Origin of the sequence: Microcoleus sp. B4-C2, assembly GCF_036705265.1 — a bacterium.
GTDB lineage: Bacteria > Cyanobacteriota > Cyanobacteriia > Cyanobacteriales > Microcoleaceae > Microcoleus.
Genome location: NZ_JAUBUB010000008.1, coordinates 77,642 through 99,461 on the forward strand (window position 1 = coordinate 77,642; position 21,820 = coordinate 99,461).

A 21,820-nucleotide genomic window follows, 5' to 3' on the forward strand; every position below is an offset into this window, starting at 1 on the left:
TTGAATAGCGATGAATCTCCGAAGAAACCTGGTTGGGAGACTCCTATGCGTCTAGGACTGATTTGCATGGATCACCGCGATTTTGTAAAAAGCATTTTTTAGCAGTTCGAGCAGAATGCTCATTTGCCTCTATAAGTTAATCAGCCTTTAAATTATCTGTCAATAAATAATCAAACTATTGTGTGGTGGCTTTGAGCAACGCCCGAAATATGCAATTTAAACGTAGAAAATTTTATCTCTAGGGAACAAGATGATCGAACTTCTGGCATAATACAGCATATTCGGTGGTTCATGAAGTACAGTATCCGCCTTAATTGTTGGTACATTGTTATGTAGGGTGCGGATCTGCTCATGTTTAATGAAACTTGCAGATTGACTGGTGGCGACGCACCGATGCTTACGACAAGATTGTGTGTACCGCATATACATGGAATATGCTGTATGATACAAGTCAATCGATTTTAGATTTTAGATTTTAGATTTTAGAATTGAAGCCATCGACCCCACGGATAAATTCGGGGCTCCTTTATCGGATACAGGTTTTTTATTTTTCCACGGATGAATCCGGGGGCTTGTATCATGTATGCTTTCGGTCACAATTTGCTGTGACTGCAAACACTCTTATCTATGATCTAAAATACAAATATATATGATAATAAACACAATTATTTAGGCTCAAAAATATAGATAATTAACAGAGGTATGAAGATTATCTTGACAGCAACTATTCAGGCGAAAAAAGTATGAAAGCCATTGTAGCATTCATTGAACCAAAAAAGCAAGAGTTTGCCAAATTGCCCTTGTTTGACTTTCTAGCCAATAAACACATTCACGCGAATCAACGACTAATTTTTGCACCTGTACTCGCTCCTTTGGCTGTAGGATTGAGCGATTTAAATAAATATGTATTGCGAGAATCTTCTAGTAATAGCCAAGTTCAGGAACTAATTAATAAATATACTTATAAAAAAAACTATTACTGGCACGACTATCTAGAATACTTAGATGAGCTGGGCTTAAACCAATTAATGAGTTGCGGCGATTTCAGACTGCTTTGGGGTGAAGAAACTAAAAAAACTCGATCGCTATGTTCAGTGCTGGAACGCTACGCTTGGAAAGCTTCTCCCATTCAGAAACTGGTGTTAGTGGAAGTCCTCGAAGGAACTGCCCAAGTTTTTTTTGAGGCGGCGCTAGCAGTGGTAATGGAATTACAGCAAATTAACCAAAAAGAATCTGTTGATTTTGGAGGAGGTTATGGGGGTTTAGAAAATTATCACCTTTTAAACACGCCAGAGATGTTGGAAGTTTTAGCAGAGATTAAACTTACTAATGCGGAATGCCAAGCAGCTTTAGAATTAGCACAAAATGTATTTGAACTGTTTACAGAAGCGATGAACGAGCTGTTCAGACACAGCCAAACAAATTCTTGCAAGACTGTGCTGCAAATATCCTCAATTTCTGCCTTTGCTCATTGCCCGATCGACTTTCTCGATATTTGTTAGTTTAAACAATCACTAAATTATCTCGGTGTACCGCCGTTTCGACGCCTGCATAGCCTAAAATCTCAGCAATTTTCTCTGACTTGCAGCCTTGGATTTGTCTCAGTTCTAAACTGCTATAATTCACAAGTCCTCTAGCAATTTGCTTGCCGGCTGCATCGCACAACTGCACGGAATCATCAGCTTGAAATTCTCCTTCTACTTGAGCAATACCCGCAGCTAAAAGCGATTTTCCGCCGTGGGAAATTGCCTTGACAGCACCCGCATCTAAATATAGTTTTCCTGCCGGAATTAGCACGTTAGCTATCCAGTGTTTGCGAGCGTTTACAGGGCGCGGTTGAGGCTCGAATTGAGTACCGATCGACTCTCCGTTAAGTATTTTCTCGATATTACCAGGAAAGCAGCCGTCAGTGATGACAGTCCGTACTCCCGATGCAGTTGCTATTCTGGCTGCTTCAATTTTTGTCACCATACCGCCGGTTCCCCAACCGCTGCGGGAATCTCCTGTTTGCACCTGAAATTCTGTGAGCTGTGCCATACTTTGGACTAGGGCGATCGGCTGTGCGTCGGGATTGCTGCGCGGATCGGCGGAATACAGCCGATCGACATCTGTGAGTACAAACAACCAATCTGCTTCTACCAAACTCGCTACTAGCGCCGAAAGCGTGTCGTTATCGCCAAATTTAAGCTCGTCTACCGCTACTGTATCGTTTTCATTGACGATCGGAATCACGCCCAATCTGAGCAGTTGTTGAAAAGTATTGCAAGCGTTAACATAACCATTACGCTGCACTAAATCACCCCTGGTGAGCAATACTTGAGCGATCGGCTGTTGTAGAGTAGTAAACAAGTCATCGTACACACGCATCAGCCGCCCTTGGCCCACAGCCGCCACAGCCTGTTTCATAGCAATATTTCGCGGGCGTTCCGTCAAACCCAAGCGCGCGCAGCCAACCCCAACTGCACCCGAAGAAACCAAAACTACTCGATGACCTTGCTGCCGCAAATCAGCTAAAATTTCGACCAATGCAGCAATAGTTGAAAGAGCTAAGTTTCCTGTAGTCGATCGAGTCAGAGTCGAAGTTCCAATTTTAACAACAATAGTTTTAGTCATTGGTTTGTTGACTGTTGACTGTTGACTGTTGACTGTTGACTGTTGACTGTTGTTTGTTGTCATTAGTTACCAATTCCCTATGCCCTATGCCCTATGCCCTATGCCCTATTTAATCTTTAATTTTCAGAGAAGCCCCCAAAGCTTGAGAAACCCAAACTTCAAAAGAGCGCACCGGATACTTGCGAAGCGCATACCCAGCATCAACCATTGGTTCCACTAAAATAGTGAACATACCCAAACGATTGCCTGCTAAAACATCAGTAAAAAGTCGATCGCCCACCATCGCCACCTGTTCCACCGGCAAATTCATCGCCGTCACTGCTGTTCGCAACTTGCGGCGGGACGGTTTAGCCGCACCCGTGATGTAAGGTAGATTCAAAGAATCAGCAATTCTACCGATCCGATTTTGACTTAAATTATTGCTCGCCAACCATAGGGATACCACCGGTTTAATTTCTTGTACCCACAAGCTGAGTTCAGGAGAAGCATTCATTGCCGTAATGGGAACCAGAGTTTCGTCCACATCCAATACTAATCCTTTTATCTGATATTTCTGCAGAATATCAGCCGTTAACTTCATGACTGAATCGCCTAGAACTAAGTCAGGCTGTAGTAATTTACCCCAAGTCATAATGATTTTAGATTTTAGATTTTAGATTTTAGATTGAGAAATAAGAAATTGGGAGTTAAAGATTGAAAAAGTAAAAAATCAAAAGTGAATAATTATTGCTTTTCCTGGGTTACTTTTGACTTTTTACTTTTTTATTAGTCATTGCCCATCTATTGACCCGATCGCACTTTTTGGTCAACTTGAGCCACAGCAGCATTGTGTTCGGCCAGCGTGCGGCTGAAAATGTGAGTGCCGTCATACCGCGCCATAAAATACAGGTATTCTGTATTTTCTGGAGTCAGAGTCGCCTCCAAACTTGCTATTCCCGGAGATGCGATCGGAGTTGGGGGTAGTCCTGGATTTATATAAGTATTGTAAGGAGAAGGCGTTTCTACTTGCTTAAAAGTCAGAGGCTTTTCCTTAGTTTGCCTGATACCGAGAGCGTATTCAACTGTCGGGTCAGATCCCAACGCCATACCCTTTTTCAGACGGTTGTTGAACACTCCAGAAATGCGGTTCCGCTCGGAAGCAACCACAGCTTCTTTTTCTACAATACTGGCCAAAGTCACCCATTCTTTGAGAGATAGCGTTGTATTATTCTGATTTTTTTGATATACCGGCAAAGCTGTCTGCTCGAAACGGGTGAGCATTTGTGCGATCGCAGCTTGAGGAGTAATTCTATCGCCGTCTAGCTGATAAGTATCCGGGTACAAAAAACCTTCCAAATGAGGCAATCCGCTCGGCAGCCAAGGGTATTGAGCGTAAGGAATTTGACTCGCGACCGCCATAAACTCCTTAGCCGGAAAAAAGCCTTGCGCTTCAAAATAAGTGCTCATTTGTTGCAGCGACCACCCTTCGGGAATCGTGAAACTCTGCTGTGCGACTTCGCCCTTCCAAATTTTGTCAGCAACTGCACTCAGAGGCTGAGTCGGCGACAGTTGGTAAGTTCCTGCTTGAAAACCTCCCTCGCGGTTTTGCAGAGTCATCCAGCGGGCCCACATATTCCATGCCGAGCTCGATCGAATCAACCCCGCGGCCTCTAAATCCCGGCCAATTTTTTGACTAGGAGTACCCTCCGGGATTTGGATAGAAACAGCATCCTCCTCTGGCGTGGAAGTTGACGTTTCAGCTATTTTAGGAGGCGCCGAAGCCCAGCTCCACCAAGCCCAGCCTTGCCAAGCGCAAACTCCCCAGATTACCGGCAGCAAAGCCAGATAAAACAACCATTTAGAGACTTGCGGAGTTCCTTTTCGGCTCTCGCGCGCGCTGCCTTTTGTCATTTGTTCTTTATTCATAGTCCGTTGTCCTGGATAAGCGGCGGGTAACTAGCGACTAATGACTGATGACCTGCGATTGATGACCGAAAAGTTACGAATACAAGCCCTTTAAAAGACCCAATCCACGCGGCCCAATTCAAAAGCCCGATCGCGAAGGCAGAAGCGGCCACCTCGAGAAAGTTCGATCGGGCTAGCAGTTTACTGTTTTATAAAATAGTAAAAAATTCTGCTTTTTGCCATCAGGTTTTTTGCCTGCAATTAATATCTAATCAAGCTCGTCAAAAAACTGGTCTTCCAGCATAGGTAACATCGGTTCCAGCCTTTGGAACTCCTCTTCCGAGAGCAATTCTGGCTTGCCGTCATCATCCATTCTAGCCAAGATAAAGAACGGGTCTAGAGGCGTATAAATCGCATATTCCTGTTCTTCGTGGTAGAAACTGGTCAGCCACATCAGCTCCTCGAAATCCGACTCCTCATCGGGATCGACATCGGATGCCATATCCTCTTCGGGAAATTCCGGCAATTCGCCAACCACAGTCAGCGTCACCGCTGTGCGTCGGAGCGTCAAGTTCTGCTCTTGCAGGACAACTTTAGCAGTCTCAAAAATTTTGTCAATTTCCGTCTCGTCTTCTACAGGAATTGCTGCTTCGTCCGTCTCGTCTCCCTGCCAAGTAAAAATTTCTACGGGTGAGTCAATCGGAAGCAGCAAAGCGTATTCTTGACCTTCGAGATTCATAGAATATTCTATGTTGCAAGTCAGCGATCGCCCAACTTCATCCGTCAAGGTGACGGACTCTTCGTTGGAATTGCCATTCTCTTTTTTGCGGTATGGGGATGAGGACATCGCGTGTATCTTAGTTTTCCGTCAATAATTCAGTAACGTTTGCTTGACAATTGGGAATTTTCGTGGCGATATTCTGGCTAAATGGGCGATCGCCAGTCCACCAGCTTAAACCGCGAGACTCGCGGCCTTTTCCACAGGCGAGGAGTGCAGCGTTTAAATCTCAGTCGAGTCAGCAACCGACACTGAGGACAAATCACGATTTTGTGCTTCTTCAGTACCGAGGGTACAGCAGAATTTTCTCCAGTTTGTCAAGGGTTACAGGTGTGCGTAGCAAACTTGCACAACCAGGATATCACGCCTCTGTTACAAGCTATCAAGGATTGGGAAGGGCGGAGATATTTTGCCTCCGCTCGTCTAGCCACTGCTGCAAAATCAGGGCTGCGGCTTTGCGATCGATCGCACCCTTATTTTGCGACACCGAAATCCCTTGTGTTTTCATCAATTCCTCTGCCTCAACCGAAGTCAGGCGCTCGTCCACGTACTCTAGGGGGAGCTCTAAGGCGGAGGCGATGCGATTGGCATATTTCTGCACCTGTCGGGCTTGAGCGCCCAATTCTCCGCTCAGGGAGTAGGGCAAGCCTGCAACCAAAATTTGCACTCTCCGCTCTCGCACGAGTTCTCGGAGATAAGCTACGTCTCGATCAAAGGACGATCGTACCAGTGTTGTAATGCCCGTAGCTATTAAACCCGTGCCGTCACACCCGGCGATGCCGACTCGTTTAAGGCCGATATCTAATCCCAGTGCTGAAATCCATAATTTATCGTTGGACATTCAATTTTAGATTTTAGATTTTAGATTTTAGATTTTAGATTTACTATTTTTTTGCGGAAATAATCTTATTTAACGAACCGCGAAGACGCGAAGGACGCGAAGGAAGAAGTGAAGAAAGTAAGAATAAGATAGGTAATCTTAGGTTGATATTAATAATTAAAAGATTAAAAGCAGAAGGGAGGTTTTGGAATTATGACAGAAAAAAGGAATTTCTTTGATGATTAATTCTCTTTTTTTCTGCCTTCTACCTTTTACCTTCTGCTTTTAACTATTAAGTATTAACTTTTGTCTTGGGAGCCTTCGTCTAGAGGCAATTCGGGCAATTTTAGAGGCAAAATGCTGCTGCTATCTGTTGCCGATGATTCGGAATTCTGGAAGTTCAAGGGGTTAACTTGATTCGTTTGGCTGTTTCCTGAGTCAGCCAACAGAGGTTTTATCTCAGACGACGCGGGCCCTGCTGCTGCTTCCCCAGCCATCGGGCCGAGCCAGGACATCCGGCCGGGTACGGGTTTGCGAGTTGGCTGGAAGCTTTGCAGCATTTCTGATAGCTGGAGTCCTTCGAGAGAGACCAACTTGGACTCGCGCAATTTGTGCCACACCGATCGAGACATCAGCAAACTGTGTTCCAAGCGCACTGCTCCAAATTGCTCTAAATAAGCTTCCCGTTCCGGCTGATAGTCAGCGGAAGCCAGTTGCAGGCTTTGAATCGGGAAATCTTGAACAAGGCGCGCCATCTGGGACAGCAATTCTGGGTAAAGCCAAGTGTAGGCCGGGTGTACAGTTAACTGGGCGACGTGGGGCTGGTGGCCGTTGCGGGATAGCTGCACCTGAAAATAGCCGATCGCGGCTTTGCGCTGCGGTTCAAACACGTAGCCGCTGACTACCTCGGTTTTGGCCAGCCACTGTCTGACACCTTCGACTAAAGCGCCGAAAAAACTGGTTTTGAAATCTTGAATGTGCCGATCGAATACTTGGCGCACCAGGGGGGGCATAGACGCGGTATCCAGTTGGTATAGTAACTGAGCGTCGGCGTTGCTAACCGGCAGCAGGTTGGGCAAATCTGGCGTCGAGGAAGCCATTTCTTGCAGGCGTTCTGGGGCGATCGTCCAGTAAGTCATCTGGGCCAAAGGCTGAAACCCGTTTTGCCGATACAAAGCCAAGGAAGTTTTGTCGCCGACATTCACTTCCAACAGCCATGTCCGCGCCTCCCAGACTGCCTCAAAGCAGTACCGCAGCAGCATGGAACCAATTCCTTTGCTGCGGGCTTCCGGGTCTACTCCTATGCGATCTATCCGCCAAGTGCTGCGGGTGCGGTTGAAAGGAGAAATCTGAATTATGCCCTTAACTTTCCCCTCTTCTTCGGCAACGTGGGCCCGGAACAGGGACTGACAGGGGTTGGGAAACAAGCTAACAATCTTTAGTAGTCCGTACCAGCGGCGAATCTGCTGCAACTTTCTACCTAGTACCACGTCGCAGCTTCCGCCCTTGCTGTTTTCTGGCTCTTCGGCTGTTTCCGCGCACAGTTGTTCCATCACCTCGATGTCGCGATACTGAAACGGGCGAATCACAACCTGGTTTTGGTTTTGGGAGGGAAATGAAGTCATAGCATAAAAGTGGATAATGGAAATTTAAAAATAAAAATTCAGAAAGGGGAAGAGTTAGAGAAGTTTTGAGTTCTGAATGGGTAAATTTTGAGTTCAAAACTTATAACTTTTTATTCTTCTCCCTTTCTTGCGCGATCGAAAATTAAAAATTGCAAATCATCTTTTTGAATTTTTAATTTTCTGTTTTCAACTCAAGATTTTTGTGGCAGAGGTCGAATTACAACGACCGGTGTTCGCTCATCAGCATTCCCGGCGGGGTTGCTTCGCAAGGCTTGCTCTAAGAATGTTACCGATAAATCGGAGGTCGCTGCTAATATCTTAACTGCTTTCAAGTCATTAGCGTCTACGATCGCCGCCGCAAGTCCGGTTTCTCGTTGAATTTCTTCTACAACTTGCTGGGGATTGTCCGGGCCTAGGACAATAAATTGGTCGAAGGGAGGCAAAGTCCCGGTAACGTCGTCAATCAGTCTGGCTTGTTCCCCTGCAAGTTGGTAAAAGACTCCCGGTTTACCGAATATTTTAGCCACAGCGCCGATCGCAAATGCTGCGACTACGCGCCAAGGGCCTACTACATCAACCAACGTCTGCATCCCGCAAGCCGTGGCCAAACTCGACATCGGCAAGAAAAACAAGCACACTCGCTTTGCCGCCCATCCTGGTTTGACTTCGCTGGGATGGCGATAGCGTCCCTGCATCAAAGCCAAGGGAGTCTCTGCGAGGGCGACAATATCGCCTTTCTGGGCGCGCGGCAGCACGTACCGCTTGACAATTTCGACGGGATTGTCCAATTCCGTCAGGATGTGGGTGCGAATCGGCAAAACTTCGGCAACTCCGACATTTCGGGCATTAGGTACTGTCTCCGAGTTGGGAAATTGCAGGGGAACTACTACGTTACGGACTTTGGGGATGCGGCCGCCCGGGCCGTAGGTGACGTAATGTACTTGCACCCAAGCTGACTGCAATTTGGTTAAATCTTGCCCTTGAATGTCTACAGAAACTTTAATTTTCGTGTTTTTTTGGGCTTTAACAATATAGCCGAACCAGTAATCGTCTGCTCTGGCTGCTGCGTCTTTGTGGCAAGGAATCACCTTTGTCTCGGAGGTAACGCCATCCAAACTTCCGTCTGACAGCAGTTTCACTTGTGCCCGCACTTCCGGCAACATAATCTCAAACCGCTGTGTCAGGTTGCGGAACTCCATTTCCCCGACTAAAAGATAGCGGTTGGGTTCCGAGATGGCTAAGTGCCATTCTCCGGCTGTTAGTTCTAATTTATTTGCACTTCCAGTCCGGCGATAGTTCAACTCTAGGCCCAATCCGCCCAATGCTAGCAGCGAACCGGCTGCTGCGATTCCTGTTGCTAAAGTCTCAATCACTCAAATCACCGCCAATAATATTTTGTGTTTACTGTAGTCGATATCGGGTACTTTGAGCGCTGATCCGGTAGTAATTGGATTGTGCTGAGTTTGTTGGGGGCGATCGAGCTTAGCCCAATTACACGTAAGTGCGATCGCCTCTGGCGGCTAAAGCGGTCAAGTTGCTGTTCAAAGAGCTCTCCTCGTGAGTTAGATAACTCCAAAATCTGGCCTTGCTTAATCAGGGCATGAAAAAAATCAGTTGAAAATCCCGAATCTTTGTGGATACTGGTTTCTCTGACTTGCATATTTAACCTTTCCTAGCGTAAATCAGCAACGTCCACAAAACAAATCACTTAATTCAATAATTTAATATTATATTTGGTTTTATAAATATATATAATCTCGCTTTTAAGCGTTAAATTATAAGCTGGAAATTCACATTAGTTTAGAATGTTTATTAATTTTAATCGGTTAACAAGTCGGGATAAAGGAGTTATTTTAAGATTGCTAAGCTAAGACTGTTCCCGATGTGCGATCGCGCGCCTCCAGCTTCTTCAAGGTCGAATGAACAGCGAGTCCCTAGCGCGGTAGCGGTAAGTATTTTTGAGAATCTACTTCTTAAGTAACAGTCCAAATCTAGTTCTTAGGCAGTAGATTTTCTGAGAAGTATATAGTTAGCCTAGTAAATGTAACAGTAATACCCAAGGATATCTATGACTGATAATAAGCAGCCTTTTAACCAACCTGAAGCCAATCCTGACTTCCAGGAAAAGAATGTTGACAATAGCGAAAACGCGCAGCTTCAGGCTCAGACTAACGAAAATGCAGAATCAAAGGAAGATCAATCATCAGGCTCAGGCATTGGTGCTAGGATAGCTGGAGCAGCAGTCGGTGGAATACTCGGTGCTCGCTCTGGAGGCATTGTTGGTGCTGTAGCAGGCTCAGTTGCTGGCGCGATGATTGGTAAAGGTACTGCTGATACTGTTAACCGTGCTGTAGATAATTTAGGGGATGCAGCACACGCTGTAGCAGACGGTATTACACACACTGTAGAAGACCTAGGGACGGTAGTAAAGGAAACTGCTGAGGAAGTTAAACCATCTATCACAGCTACAGCAGAAGCAGTCAAGCAGACTGTTGAGGAAACCAAGCCTTCGATTAAAGGTATAGCCGAATCTGTCAATGAGACAGTTAAGGAAGCCAAGCCTTCTGTAGTAGATGCAGTCAAGAGTGCATCCGAGGAAGTCAAACCTACGATTAGAGAAGTAAAAGAGTCAGTCAAGCAGACAGTCGAAGGTGTCAAGCCTTCTGTACAAAGTGCAGCGGACTCTATTAAGAGTACGGCTGATGAAATTAAGCCTTCTGCCAAAGCTGTAGCTCAGGAAATTGAGGGGGCAACTAAGGATCTGAGATCGAGTGTAAAAGATACAGCGAAAGCAGTTGAGCCATCTATAAAAAGCGCAGCCGAATCGCTTAAGTCCTCTGGTAAGAGTGCAGCCGAATCAATGAAATCATCTGCTCAAAGCGCCGCTGAATCCGCTAAAGGTGCAGCGCAGGATGTTAAGTCATCTGCCCAAAATGCAGCCGAATCTGCTAAAGGTGCAGCGCAGGATGTTAAGCAGGATGTTAAGTCATCTGCCCAAAATGCAACTCCATCTCATCAAGGTGCAGGGCATGATTTTAAATCATCTGCCCAAAATGCAGCCGAATCTGCTAAACCTCCAGTGCCTGATTTTAGGTCCTCTGCCCCAAATGCAACCCCATCTCCTCAAGGTGCAGCGCATGATTTAAAATCATCGGCCCAAAATGCAGCCGAATCTGCTAAACGTGCAGCGCAGGATTTTAAGTCATCTGCCCAATATCTAGCCGAATCCGACGCAGAGGAAAATAAGGATAGCGATATTCACATCTCCGGCAATCCTGAACTCAAGGACAAAGTGGTCATTCATGACAAGAGAATCATTAAGGACTAGGTAAAGTAAGGACTTAACTCTAGCTTGTTAAAGCTAGGGCTAAGAGAGTTTAACAGAGAGTGGATCTGAGAAAAGAGTCCACTCTTTTCTGTGTATGAGAAATGCGATCGCCTACGGTTTAACAGAGAGTCTATTTATTGAGGAACTCTCCCCCTGAAGAAGGAGAGATTTCGTTTCTAGACTACTGGCAGAAGTGGTTAAAACGGCTAAAGTTTTTTGTAGAAAAAGCTGCTTGATAAATCGAGAAATAGTTAGGGTCAAGCTGATGTGGCCAGTTCAACCCCTAACTATATTATTAATATCCAAATTGCAAAGTCACAGAAGCTTCTACCTGCTGTTCCCCCCCCACCACAGGCGTTGTAGCGTCAGCAGCAGCCATGCGAGCACCAGCCAATTGCCGATACATTGGAGGCGGCGCGATCGCACCGTTGACTTGAATGTTGAGAATCTCTCCTCGCTTGAGGTTGAGCGCGCTAAAGACTGCATCCGCTTGCGCTTGAGCCTCTTGAGTTGCTTTTTTGAGTGCTTGTTTTTGAGCTTGTTCGATCGCACTTTCGGTGGCGGCAAAACTCACACCGTCGATGCGTGTGGCTCCGGCATTCACCGCATCGTCGAGCAAAGTGCCTGCAGATGCAGTATTAATCCGAAAACTGACGGTATTCGTCGCTGTATAGCCAGTCAAGCGCTGCTGGTTGTTTTCGTAGCTGTAAGTCGGGCTGAGGGTGATGCCGGCAGTTTCGAGTTTTTCCACTTGGCGCGATCGCAGCAACTCTACCACAGCGGACGATCGTCTCGCCGCTTCCTGCTGCACCTCGGCCGCCGTTTTCCCCTGCACCTCAACCCCCAGCCTCACTTGTGTTTGGGTGGTAGGAATCGCTTCCACACCCCGCCCAGTAACAGTCAACGTTCTGATCCGCTGTTCTTGAGCAGCAGCCGGATCTAATCTCACAAAACTAACGAGAGTTAAGGTTAAACACAACGCTGTTACCAGACTGCGGAAATTAATGCGATCGCGACGTTGCAAATTTGAATTCATAAACTTGATTCTCCTCACATACAACAGATGCTATACTTTACCTTCCCACTGAAAGTGCTAAATATCCGGGTTGTTACATTTTTAGTAACTAAAAAAAGTATTAGTTATTAGTCATTATATGCAATGCTTAAAACAAGTTGCCCCCCGACTAAAAAAAGAGACTTACGCGGTTTATTTAACCAGTACAGACCAGAGAGTACCTTGGTACGCCATAATTTTAGCAGGGCTTACGGTGGCCTATGCTTTTAGCCCGATCGACTTAATTCCCGATTTCATACCAATTCTCGGCTACTTGGACGATTTGATAATTGTACCCTTGGGAATTTGGCTGGTACTGAAGATGATTCCGCCACAGGTTTTAGCGGAGTGTCGGGAAAAAGCAGCCGCAGAAATAGAGCGAGGAAAACCGATAAATAGGGCTGCGGCTGTTGTTATTATTGCCATCTGGATTGGCTTGGGAATATTAGCAGCAATTTGGCTGACACGGATATTTAAACGTTAAAAACAATTACCTATCTAGTTATTGTGTAGCGTGCGCGCCCAGCACCTTACCTGAAACAACTCGCTGGCTCCAAAAATATTTAAAGTTTTAAAAATTACCATTCTAGTTATAATATAGGGTGCGCTAGGTACACATTAGGTTAAAAGAACTCGCGGTATCGCATACCAAGTATTATTTACCCCTTAAAAAATTAAACTAACTTTCTAGCTATGACTCAAACCACTGATTTCCTCAGCCACCTCAACCCATCTCAGCGCCAAGCAGTTGCCCATTATAACGGGCCGCTGTTAGTAGTAGCGGGCGCTGGTTCCGGCAAAACCAGAGCTCTAACTTACCGAGTTGCTAACTTAGTTCGCACCCATCGAGTTGATCCAGAAAATATTCTGGCGGTGACATTTACAAATAAAGCCGCCAGGGAGATGAAAGAAAGAATTGAGAAATTGCTGGCAACTCAGCAAGCTGAAGCCGAATATGGCAAACCTTTGGTAGACTTAGCCCCGGATGTGCAAACCAAATTGCGATCGCAAATTTACCAAAGAATTACCAAACACATTTGGATGGGGACTTTTCACTCTTTGTGCGGCAGGATTCTTCGCTACGACATAGAGAAATATCAAGACGAAAAAGGCCGCCAGTGGAAGAAAAACTTTTCGATTTTTGATGAGTCCGATGCTCAAAGTCTCGTCAAACAAATTGTTACAAAAACCCTGAACCTCGACGACAAGAAATTTGACCCGCGAAAAGTCCGCTATGTCATCAGCAACGCTAAAAATAAAGGTTGGTCGCCTCAAGAATACCAAGCAGCAGAACCGGATTATCGAGGTCGTGTGATTGCCGATGTTTACAGTCGCTACCAAGACGCTTTAGCAGCCAACAATGCCCTAGATTTTGACGATTTAATCCTGGTTCCCGTTAAACTTTTGAGCCAAAACGACCAAGTATTAAGTTACTGGCATAAAAAGTTTTGCCATATCTTAGTGGATGAATACCAAGATACTAACCGCACTCAATACGATTTGATTCGGATGTTGGTAACAAATAACGCCGACCCGAAAAACTTCGACAAATGGCAAAACCGCTCGATTTTTGTCGTGGGCGATGTCGATCAATCAATTTACAGCTTTCGGATGGCAGATTATACCATATTGCTGGAATTTCAAGAGGATTTTGGAGATGGTTTGTCAGACGAAAAAACTCAGACGATGGTAAAATTAGAGGAAAATTATCGATCGCGCGAAAACATCCTGCAAGTCGCGAACCACTTGATCGAACACAATACCGAACGCATCGAGAAAATTCTGCGGCCGACTCGCGAACCGGGAGCTCCGATTGTTGTCTGGCGCGCCGACAACGAATTAGATGAAGGGGAATTTGTAGCAGGTCAAATTCATTCCTTGAAGCGCCAAAACTCCGAATACGAAAACGGCAGTAACTTTGCGATTCTCTACCGCACAAACGCTCAATCTCGCTCCTTTGAAGAAGCGTTAATGCGTTTAGACATTCCTTACAATATTGTCGGCGGGCTGAAGTTTTACGATCGCAAAGAAATCAAAGATATCCTAGCATACCTGCGGACGCTTGCCAATCCCGACGATAGCGTCAGCCTCAAACGCATCATCAATACTCCCCGCCGCGGCATTGGGGATACCACATTTTCCAAAGTCGAAGACGCTGCAACTCAATTGGGCATTCCGTTGTGGGAAATCCTCAGCGATGAATCTTCTGTCAATACTCTCGCAGGGCGATCGGCAAAAGCTATTATTAAGTTTGCCGAAATGATTGGTCGTTGGCAATCGCAAGTTGAAACTCTGCCGGCTTCGCAAATTGTCCAAGGAATTATCCAAGATTCAGGCTACATTGAAGATTTGAAAAATCAAGGAACCGAGGAAGCAGAAAATCGCATAGAAAACGTCAGAGAATTGTACAATGCAGTGCTGCAATTTGAAGAACAAAACGAAGAACCGACGCTAACATCATTTTTAGCAAAAGCATCTTTAGCATCGGATTTAGATGACTTGCAGGAAGAAGACTCCCGCGTGTCGTTGATGACGCTGCACTCCGCTAAAGGGTTAGAATTTCCCGTAGTATTTCTAGTCGGAATGGAACAGGGTTTATTTCCCAATTTCCGCAGTTTGGACGACCCGAAAGCGATCGAAGAAGAACGCCGTTTGTGCTACGTCGGCATCACTCGCGCCCAGGAATTGCTATTTCTCACCCACACTCGCGAACGCCGCCTCTGGGGAGGTTTCCGGGAACACTGCACCCCTTCCCTATTCTTAGGGGAATTGCCGACACATTTGCTGGCTGGATCTGCGAAGAAAACTAAAGCGGGGAAAACGGCTGTTTCCAAGGGAAAAACTAATAATTCAGCAGCTAATTCTGGGAATTCTCAATCAGCGGATTGGAAAACGGGCGATCGGGTTTTTCATCATGCTTTTGGAGTTGGAGAAATTACCCATGTTTTGGGGGAAGGCGAGAGAACTAATCTGGCAATTAAGTTTTCGGGTTTGGGTCGAAAAATCATCGATCCGAGAACAGCTAAGTTGCAGCGAGTGTAATAAAAAAGTGTTGAAAACTCCCGATAGGAGTCGGCGGTTAAAACCGTTACTACACAACCTTGCGTCCGAACAGAGGGGACTCAAAAGAAATGATTCAAGACTCTCCCGTAGGGAATCGCCCCTCGATCGATCTTATCTCACATCTTGCACCATTTTCAAGAACAGGCAAGATGCCTGTTCCACAAGAAAATTCACTTTTTGTGGAACAGGCATCTTGCCTGTTCATAAAAGACTTATTAACAATAATGCAACATCGCAAGATGCCTGTTCCACAAGAAAATTCACTCTTTGTGGAACAGGCATCTTGCCTGTTCATAAAAGACTTATTAACAATGATGCCACATCTCATATCTTATTCGGCTACCTGAGATTCCACACGCCTGTATTTACCCGCCAAACGTTCTCGACGCTGGCGGCGGTTATCAGCTTCAAATATGGCAATCGCTTCATCTAACTTCAAATTGAAAGCGTCCAACTGTCGGCAGACTTCACGCATCTTTTCAACGTGTCGCTTTCTGGTTTCAGCGTCGGGGATTCTAGGTTGTTGATTCATCGTAAGTTCCAATCCATTTTGATTTCTTGAATGCTTGCTGCTGAGGCATCGACAATTGCCTCTCCGTCTTCTATCGTTCCATACAGAAAGTTTAACGTATCCGCAGTCGCAGCGGGTTGAGATTCTGCCACCTGCTGCAAAAGCCTGTACAAACGATTGTAAGAGGTTCTCAACCTTTCCTTAATATTATCCAGGGATTCTAGTTCGGGGAGTGTCGCTTCTGTCTCGCCAAACTGCTGCATGAATATATATTCTGTGGCGGTTGTTTCGTTGAGGATTTCCACTAGCCGCCGCTGCAATGTGAAAATTGTGTTCAGGATGTCATCAGGTAGCTTTGCCATTGTCCTTAATTTTTAGGGATAACAACTTAAAACAATATATCAGAATGTTTGCTTCCTCTCATTTTAGTTTTAATCGATAGCGATATCAGTCCAAATTTACCACCTTTAAATTTGCGTTCCATGCTTCGCCAATAATGCACTTCCATAAGCAGCCGCAGTATGAATTGGCGTTACTACAGGCACTTTTAAATAACGCTTTCTAATCGCACTCCAAACCGAATTTTTTGCCCCGCCGCCAGCAGTATAAACCTTTGTCAAAGGAGTTGCACCTAATTCTTGCAATAATTGATATCCCCGCGCTTCAATCCGCGCTATGCTTTCTAGCAAACCGTGCAGAAATTCCACTGAATCAGTCGGACACGGTTCGAGTCGGGGCGGCAAATTTGGGTCATTAATCGGAAAGCGATCGCCCTTTTTCAACAATGGGTAATAATCCAGCAAACTCTCTTGTTCTGGAGCAATTTGTGTGCTATAATTATCCAACTCAGCATCAGTAAAAAAGTGTCGCAGCACTGCACCTCCAGTATTAGAAGCACCTCCAACTAACCACAAATCGCCTGCCAGGGCGGGCACGGGGGCACCGCCCCTACAAAAGGGGGGGAAACGATGACTGTAAATCCCGTATCTAGAATCATCTACGCGGGTATGACTTAACAGTTTAACTGCTAGTGTAGAACCGAGAGAAGTTACTGCTTCCCCTGGTAAATTAACACCGCTTGCTAAAAATGCGGCAATGCTATCGGTTGTACCAGCACAAACCATACAATCGCGGGGAAAACCGAAGCGATCGCCCACTTGAGCACTCACTTCCCCCACAGGCGTGCCCGGTGCGACAACTTGCGGCAATTCAGGCGTTGCAGCGCCCGCAATTCCCTGTGTCAGCCAATTCGGATAGCACAAAGTATCAACATCAAAACCGAGTTTCAAAGCATTGTGATAGTCGCTAATTCCCAATTTGCCGTGCAGCAGAAAAGCCAACCAGTCAGCTTGATGCAGGAAAACCGTAGGGGCGGTGCCCCCGTGCCCGCCCTCCTGCAACCACAGGAGTTTTGCCAGACTGGATGTAGCGCTCAATACTGTGTGGTTATCCGGCGCGATCGCCCGCAACCTCTCTGTCACCGCTGCACCGCGCGCATCATTGTATAAAATCGGCTCGCATACTGGTATACCCTCGGTATTGCACAGCATGACAGTGGAGGATGTGCCGTCAATGGCGATCGCCCTTACCTGATTGCGGATTGTTGGGGGAATTTGCTCGATCGAATCCCACAGCGCATTTTGCCACACCGAGGGCAATTCAGGCTGTTGTTGCCCGTTGGTGGCAAAAGTATATTCGGTTTCACAATGTATTGTACCCTGGGAGTCTATGACAGTCGATCGGGCGCCCGTGGTGCCGAAATCTATTCCCAAATAAAGATTCATTTGCCACTCCCGCGAATTTTCCTATATTTGACGAAACCACAAAGTTTATTTGCATCCTGCCTCTAGTTGTTTAATGATATCTCTGACTTTTATTGGCAGTTATTATTAATGTAACTAGCAGGTATTGAAATGACGAAAAGTCGATAACTTCGTAGAAAACTATCCTTAAAAAAATGCTTAACAAAGGGCAGAAATCGCTATATATTACAGCTTACATTTCTCGATGCGAGAGAAGAGAACCAAACCCCACCAGCCCACCAAACCAAACCCCACCTGCACGCAACAACGAACCCACGGTAGGTGGCCCTCTGGTGCTTGCAGATTAAAGGTTAAATCATCGTACTCCAACCAATCTTTCCTCCCCTTTTTCCTCTTTCGCCAACCTACACGATCGCCTAGCTTCTTTTCAGTATCCCAATCAACTTTGCCGCCCACTTCCAACCAAATTTTTTTCTGGACGCTAAAACCAAAGCGACCCTGACTATATTTTACCCACAACTGGTCGATGGTGCGTAAATCATCGCAAGGAAAATTATCAATTGAGCCCGTATCAAAATAATCTTCCTTCTCCCGTCTAGCTACTTTCAGCATTACCTTGAGTGTTTCCTGATCCGCCTCTTTCCACTTTCCTGCTGCTAATAAATCCCGCAGACGAGTATAGTCAACACCCTGCGCTGATTTAAGCGAGTCTGGGGGCGGTGCCTGTGGATGTGTTTGAGCTGATAATTGAGGTGATTGAGAAGCAAGAGCCTGCAAAACTTCAGTAGCAGATTGATAACGTTTTTTAATAGCAGGTTGTATCATTTTATCTAAAATCTGACCCAGTTCCGAACTGACAGATGTTTTTAAGTGTTCTCGCCACACCCACTCAAACTCGCTATCATCGAATAAATCAATCGGCTCAACCTCAGTTAACAGACACAGACAAGTGACACCCAGACTATAAATATCACTCGCATGAATCGGTTTACCGTTGGCTTGTTCTGGTGCCATATATCCAGCCGTCCCGATTCTCGTTCCCGTTAGCCCTAGAGCCGTTTGTGTCGCATATTTCGCGGCTCCAAAGTCAACTAAAACCAGTTGCCTATCTTGTCTGAGAATAATATTTTCTGGCTTGATATCTCGGTGAATTACTTTGCGGGAATGAATGAACTCGAATACGCGCAATAAATTATTAAGCAAGTCGCGAATCTGCGTTTCGCTAAAATATCCCTTAGATTCTAGTGTTTGGGCTAAATTTTCACCGTCGATGAATTCTTGGACTAAATACTGCCGTCCATCTTGACTAAAATATGCTAATAAGTCGGGAATTTGAGAATGTTTACCCAACTGTTCTAGGCGGACTGCTTCAAGCTCAAATAACTCAGCAGCTTTCTGGATACTAGAAGTGCCTTGAAGTTGGGGGTAGAATTGTTTAATAACACAGGGAGGTTTTGATGGTTTATACTCGTCAATAGCTAGAAAAGTGCGCCCAAATCCCCCTTGTCCAATAATTTTTTGTGCTCCGTAGCGATCGCCCAATAGCAGTTTATTTCCACATTTTTGACAAAATTTTGTATAGCCAGACGGGTTTTGGAATAGGCAATCAGGGTTGAGACACTGGCTCATAAAATATGCTTAGAGATTACACATTAAAGCTCTCGATGCGATGCCAGCGGATATGGTGTTAAACGTGAAACAGCAGATCCGGGTAAGGACATGGCATTACCCATTAGTGTCAACTTAAGTCTGAAACCTTTGTATTTCTCGCTTTTATCGGAGGCCAGATCCCCCTAAATCCCCCTTAAGAAGGGGGACTTTGAGATCGCTCCGGTTCCCCCCTTCTTAAGGGGGGCTAGGGGGGATCTGGCCTCAGCGATAAACAGCAGTCTATGACTACGTTTGAGCTTAAGTTGAGACTAATAGGCACTGCCTAAGTCCCCACTCAAAACTCGTTAAACTTTTGTCCCGCACTCAGGACAAAACTTATTGCTCGAAACATTCTTCGCGCCGCAACTCGGACAATAAACCAACTCCGCAGATTGCAACTTGCTACGTTCGGGCAAACCAACCATTTGAGCGTTGCTCTTACCTGGAACTACCATCGGATAGCAGTTTTCGTCCCTCGTCACCTTGACGTTCATCAGCACCGGGCCCTCGTGAGCGAGCATTTGACCGATCGCATCTTTGAGTTCCTCCGGCTGCGAAACCAGCATCCCCTTCACGCCATAAGCTTCAGCCAGCATCACAAAATCCGGCATCCCCACAGTCATATTCGACGACGAATAACGCTCCCCGTAGAACGCCTGCTGCCACTGCCGCACCATGCCTTGCCAGCCGTTATTTACAATCACAATCTTGACATTAATGCCGTATTGTGCTAATGTTCCCAATTCTTGAATATTCATTTGCACGCTAGCATCGCCAGCAATACAAATCACTTGCTCATTGGGTAGCGCCATTTTCGCGCCCATCGCAGCCGGCACCCCGAAACCCATCGTGCCCAAACCAGCGCTCGAAATCCAGCGGCGCGGCCCGTTGTTCAAGAATTGAGCCGACCACATTTGATGTTGACCGACATCTGTTGTGTAGTAAGCATCCGGCGCTTGAGTAGCCAACTCCGAAATCACCTCTTGCGGAGACAAAATGTCTGGGTAATGAGGCACAACTAACGGATAGTCCTGTTTCCACTGATCGATCCTGTGCAGCCATTCCGCAGTCTGTCCGGCCTTCCCCGAAACTCCAGTTTCCCGACAGCGGCGCAGCAAATCGAGCAAAACTTGGCGGACATCTCCGACAATCGGCACGTCAGGGCCGCGATTTTTGCCGACTTCCGCTGGATCGATATCGATGTGAATCACCTTAGCGCGCGCGGCAAACTCGTCTAATTTGCCGGTCACGCGATCGTCAAACCTCGCCCCCACAGCAATCAGCAAATCGCACTCGGTAACGGCAAAATTAGCGTAAGCAGTGCCGTGCATCCCCAGCATTTTCACCGACAAAGGATGGTTTTCGTCAAAGGCACCTTTGCCCATCAGCGTTGTCGTCACCGGCAATTGGAAAAGTTCGGCCAGTTCCTTAATTTCCTCGTGGGCCCCGGCTGCGATCGCCCCGCCGCCTACATAAAGCAAAGGACGCTTTGCTTCCTGCAGCAAATAGATTGCTTGATTAATCTGCCGAGGATTTCCCTTCACCGTGGGCCGGTAGCCCGGAATTCTCACCGATCCGGGTTCCACGGGCAGATAGTCAAATTCTTCTAAACCCACATCCTTGGGTACATCAACCAAGACTGGCCCCGGCCGCCCTGTACTGGCGATGTGGAAAGCTTCTGCCACAATTCGCGCCATATCTCTCGGGTCGCGTACTACATAGGAATGCTTGACAATTGGCAGGGTAATCCCGTAAATATCTGTTTCCTGAAACGCATCAGTGCCGATCGCCGGACGGGGCACCTGACCGGTAATAATTACCATCGGGATCGAATCCATGTGGGCCGTCGCAATCCCCGTCACTAAATTAGTGGCGCCGGGGCCCGAAGTAGCAAAACAAACTCCAACTTTGCCCGTAGCGCGGGCGTATCCGTCAGCCGCGTGAGCCGCGCCTTGCTCGTGGCGCACCAGAATATGTTTGATAGCGCCAGTTTCTTCAGCGCGGTAGAGTTCGTCGTAAAGCGGCAGAATTGCGCCACCGGGATAACCAAAAATATGCTTGACACCGTGGCGGATCAAGCTGTCAATCAGAGCAAATCCACCAGTTGCACGCCTGATTGTCACTTTAGTTTTTAGTTGCACAGTATTTCCTTCCTTAAACTAATTATGTTTTTTAATGAAAGCTTTTATAGCTTGTAAAACTATAGTCATCTATTACATGACGTGGGAGGCATGAAGTCCCTCCCCTTTCGCTTTTACTTTGAGCGGATTAACCCGCCTCGGCTGAACTACGCAGCTCCCTATCCCATCGCTAAACGCATTTGGGATTGCTTTTCTCAAAATACTATTATAAGACCCGTTAGCATCGGCATTAATCATCTGGCTATATGATACTACCATTGTCTATTGATGTTTACAATCTTAATGATGTTTTATAATACTATAGCGGTTCTCAAGCGTGGTGAGGTATGCCCTATGCCCTATGCCCTATGCCCTATGCCCTATGCCCATGAGTACCTCATATGAGAGATCGAAAGGCTATACTTTAATCTCAATAGTCAAACTCTGAAAATTTGACTGCTGATATTTTACAAAAAGTTTGGCGATCGGGCGGTGTCCGATCGATAAATTGTGGAACAGCAGAGGAAGAAAGACACAGAGGAAATCGCTGCCTCTATGTCGGTTTACCGTGATATGACGCTTCTATAGCATTCTTGATTCGGCATTCGACA

18 protein-coding genes and 1 pseudogene are annotated in these 21,820 nt (G+C 46.2%); 5 read left to right on the forward strand and 14 right to left on the reverse strand.

Features of this window, described 5'->3' with window-relative positions; all coding sequences use genetic code 11:
- The first annotated feature begins 743 nt into the window (after positions 1 to 743).
- Positions 744 to 1,502, forward strand: a complete 759-nt coding sequence (locus QUB20_RS05145) for a hypothetical protein (RefSeq protein WP_333243593.1) — start codon at positions 744 to 746, stop codon at positions 1,500 to 1,502.
- 1 nt (position 1,503) lies between these two features.
- On the opposite strand, the gene proB is transcribed toward QUB20_RS05145, so the two are convergent.
- From proB to QUB20_RS05180, 7 genes are all read right to left on the reverse strand, one after another.
- Positions 1,504 to 2,613, reverse strand: coding sequence for a glutamate 5-kinase (gene proB / locus QUB20_RS05150; protein ID WP_333051567.1), 1,110 nt, complete (start codon positions 2,611 to 2,613; stop codon positions 1,504 to 1,506).
- Between the two features lie 109 nt (positions 2,614 to 2,722).
- Positions 2,723 to 3,244, reverse strand: coding sequence for a YqeG family HAD IIIA-type phosphatase (locus tag QUB20_RS05155; RefSeq protein WP_333035333.1), 522 nt, complete (start codon positions 3,242 to 3,244; stop codon positions 2,723 to 2,725).
- A gap of 149 nt (positions 3,245 to 3,393) precedes the next feature.
- Positions 3,394 to 4,518 carry an endolytic transglycosylase MltG gene (mltG, locus tag QUB20_RS05160; protein WP_333238413.1) on the reverse strand — a complete coding sequence of 375 codons (1,125 nt, stop codon included), beginning with the start codon at positions 4,516 to 4,518 and terminating at the stop codon, positions 3,394 to 3,396.
- A 247-nt stretch (positions 4,519 to 4,765) separates the two neighbouring features.
- Positions 4,766 to 5,344: a DUF3727 domain-containing protein gene (locus QUB20_RS05165; protein ID WP_333238411.1), complete on the reverse strand. Its 579-nt coding sequence runs from the start codon at positions 5,342 to 5,344 to the stop codon at positions 4,766 to 4,768.
- Positions 5,345 to 5,657: 313 nt separating this feature from the next.
- Positions 5,658 to 6,116, reverse strand: coding sequence for a Holliday junction resolvase RuvX (ruvX, locus tag QUB20_RS05170; protein ID WP_333243589.1), 459 nt, complete (start codon positions 6,114 to 6,116; stop codon positions 5,658 to 5,660).
- Between the two features lie 278 nt (positions 6,117 to 6,394).
- On the reverse strand, positions 6,395 to 7,720 hold the full coding sequence (locus QUB20_RS05175; RefSeq protein ID WP_333243586.1) for a GNAT family N-acetyltransferase: 1,326 nt from the start codon (positions 7,718 to 7,720) through the stop codon (positions 6,395 to 6,397).
- Positions 7,721 to 7,911: 191 nt separating this feature from the next.
- The gene (locus tag QUB20_RS05180) at positions 7,912 to 9,093 is read right to left on the reverse strand and encodes a F420-0:Gamma-glutamyl ligase (RefSeq protein ID WP_333051551.1); all 1,182 of its coding nucleotides are present in this window, start codon (positions 9,091 to 9,093) and stop codon (positions 7,912 to 7,914) included.
- Between the two features lie 695 nt (positions 9,094 to 9,788).
- Here QUB20_RS05180 and QUB20_RS05185 point away from each other — a divergent pair.
- Positions 9,789 to 11,048, forward strand: coding sequence for a hypothetical protein (locus tag QUB20_RS05185; RefSeq protein ID WP_333243582.1), 1,260 nt, complete (start codon positions 9,789 to 9,791; stop codon positions 11,046 to 11,048).
- Positions 11,049 to 11,343: 295 nt separating this feature from the next.
- On the opposite strand, the gene QUB20_RS05190 is transcribed toward QUB20_RS05185, so the two are convergent.
- Positions 11,344 to 12,084: an SIMPL domain-containing protein gene (locus QUB20_RS05190; RefSeq protein ID WP_333243579.1), complete on the reverse strand. Its 741-nt coding sequence runs from the start codon at positions 12,082 to 12,084 to the stop codon at positions 11,344 to 11,346.
- Between the two features lie 118 nt (positions 12,085 to 12,202).
- Between QUB20_RS05190 and QUB20_RS05195 the strand changes: the two genes are divergently transcribed.
- The 3 genes from QUB20_RS05195 (at position 12,203) to QUB20_RS05205 (ending at position 15,512) form a co-directional block, all read left to right on the forward strand.
- Positions 12,203 to 12,586, forward strand: coding sequence for a YkvA family protein (locus QUB20_RS05195; RefSeq protein WP_333243576.1), 384 nt, complete (start codon positions 12,203 to 12,205; stop codon positions 12,584 to 12,586).
- Positions 12,587 to 12,795: 209 nt separating this feature from the next.
- Entirely contained in the window at positions 12,796 to 15,144 is a 2,349-nt protein-coding gene (gene pcrA / locus QUB20_RS05200; RefSeq protein ID WP_333243573.1) for a DNA helicase PcrA, read from the forward strand.
- 170 nt (positions 15,145 to 15,314) lie between these two features.
- Positions 15,315 to 15,512 carry a hypothetical protein gene (locus QUB20_RS05205; RefSeq protein ID WP_333291209.1) on the forward strand — a complete coding sequence of 66 codons (198 nt, stop codon included), beginning with the start codon at positions 15,315 to 15,317 and terminating at the stop codon, positions 15,510 to 15,512.
- On the opposite strand, the gene QUB20_RS05210 is transcribed toward QUB20_RS05205, so the two are convergent.
- The 6 genes and pseudogenes from QUB20_RS05210 to QUB20_RS05235 form a co-directional block, all read right to left on the reverse strand.
- Entirely contained in the window at positions 15,497 to 15,697 is a 201-nt protein-coding gene (locus QUB20_RS05210) for a hypothetical protein (RefSeq protein WP_333238396.1), read from the reverse strand. The genes QUB20_RS05205 and QUB20_RS05210 overlap by 16 nt on opposite strands.
- A complete protein-coding gene (locus QUB20_RS05215) occupies positions 15,694 to 16,038 on the reverse strand; it encodes a hypothetical protein (RefSeq protein ID WP_106146328.1) in 345 nt (114 codons plus the stop codon). Before QUB20_RS05215 ends, QUB20_RS05210 begins: the two co-directional genes overlap by 4 nt.
- Before the next feature lie 105 nt (positions 16,039 to 16,143).
- Positions 16,144 to 17,460, reverse strand: a complete 1,317-nt coding sequence (locus tag QUB20_RS05220) for an FGGY-family carbohydrate kinase (RefSeq protein ID WP_333243569.1) — start codon at positions 17,458 to 17,460, stop codon at positions 16,144 to 16,146.
- A gap of 204 nt (positions 17,461 to 17,664) precedes the next feature.
- Positions 17,665 to 19,068 (reverse strand): serine/threonine-protein kinase, encoded by a 1,404-nt coding sequence (locus QUB20_RS05225; protein ID WP_333243566.1) that lies wholly within the window; start codon positions 19,066 to 19,068, stop codon positions 17,665 to 17,667.
- Positions 19,069 to 19,394: 326 nt separating this feature from the next.
- Positions 19,395 to 21,230 (reverse strand): biosynthetic-type acetolactate synthase large subunit, encoded by a 1,836-nt coding sequence (gene ilvB, locus QUB20_RS05230; RefSeq protein ID WP_333243562.1) that lies wholly within the window; start codon positions 21,228 to 21,230, stop codon positions 19,395 to 19,397.
- 72 nt (positions 21,231 to 21,302) lie between these two features.
- Positions 21,303 to 21,479, reverse strand: a pseudogene (locus tag QUB20_RS05235) (RNA-guided endonuclease TnpB family protein); the annotation flags it as partial.
- Positions 21,480 to 21,820: the final 341 nt, after the last annotated feature.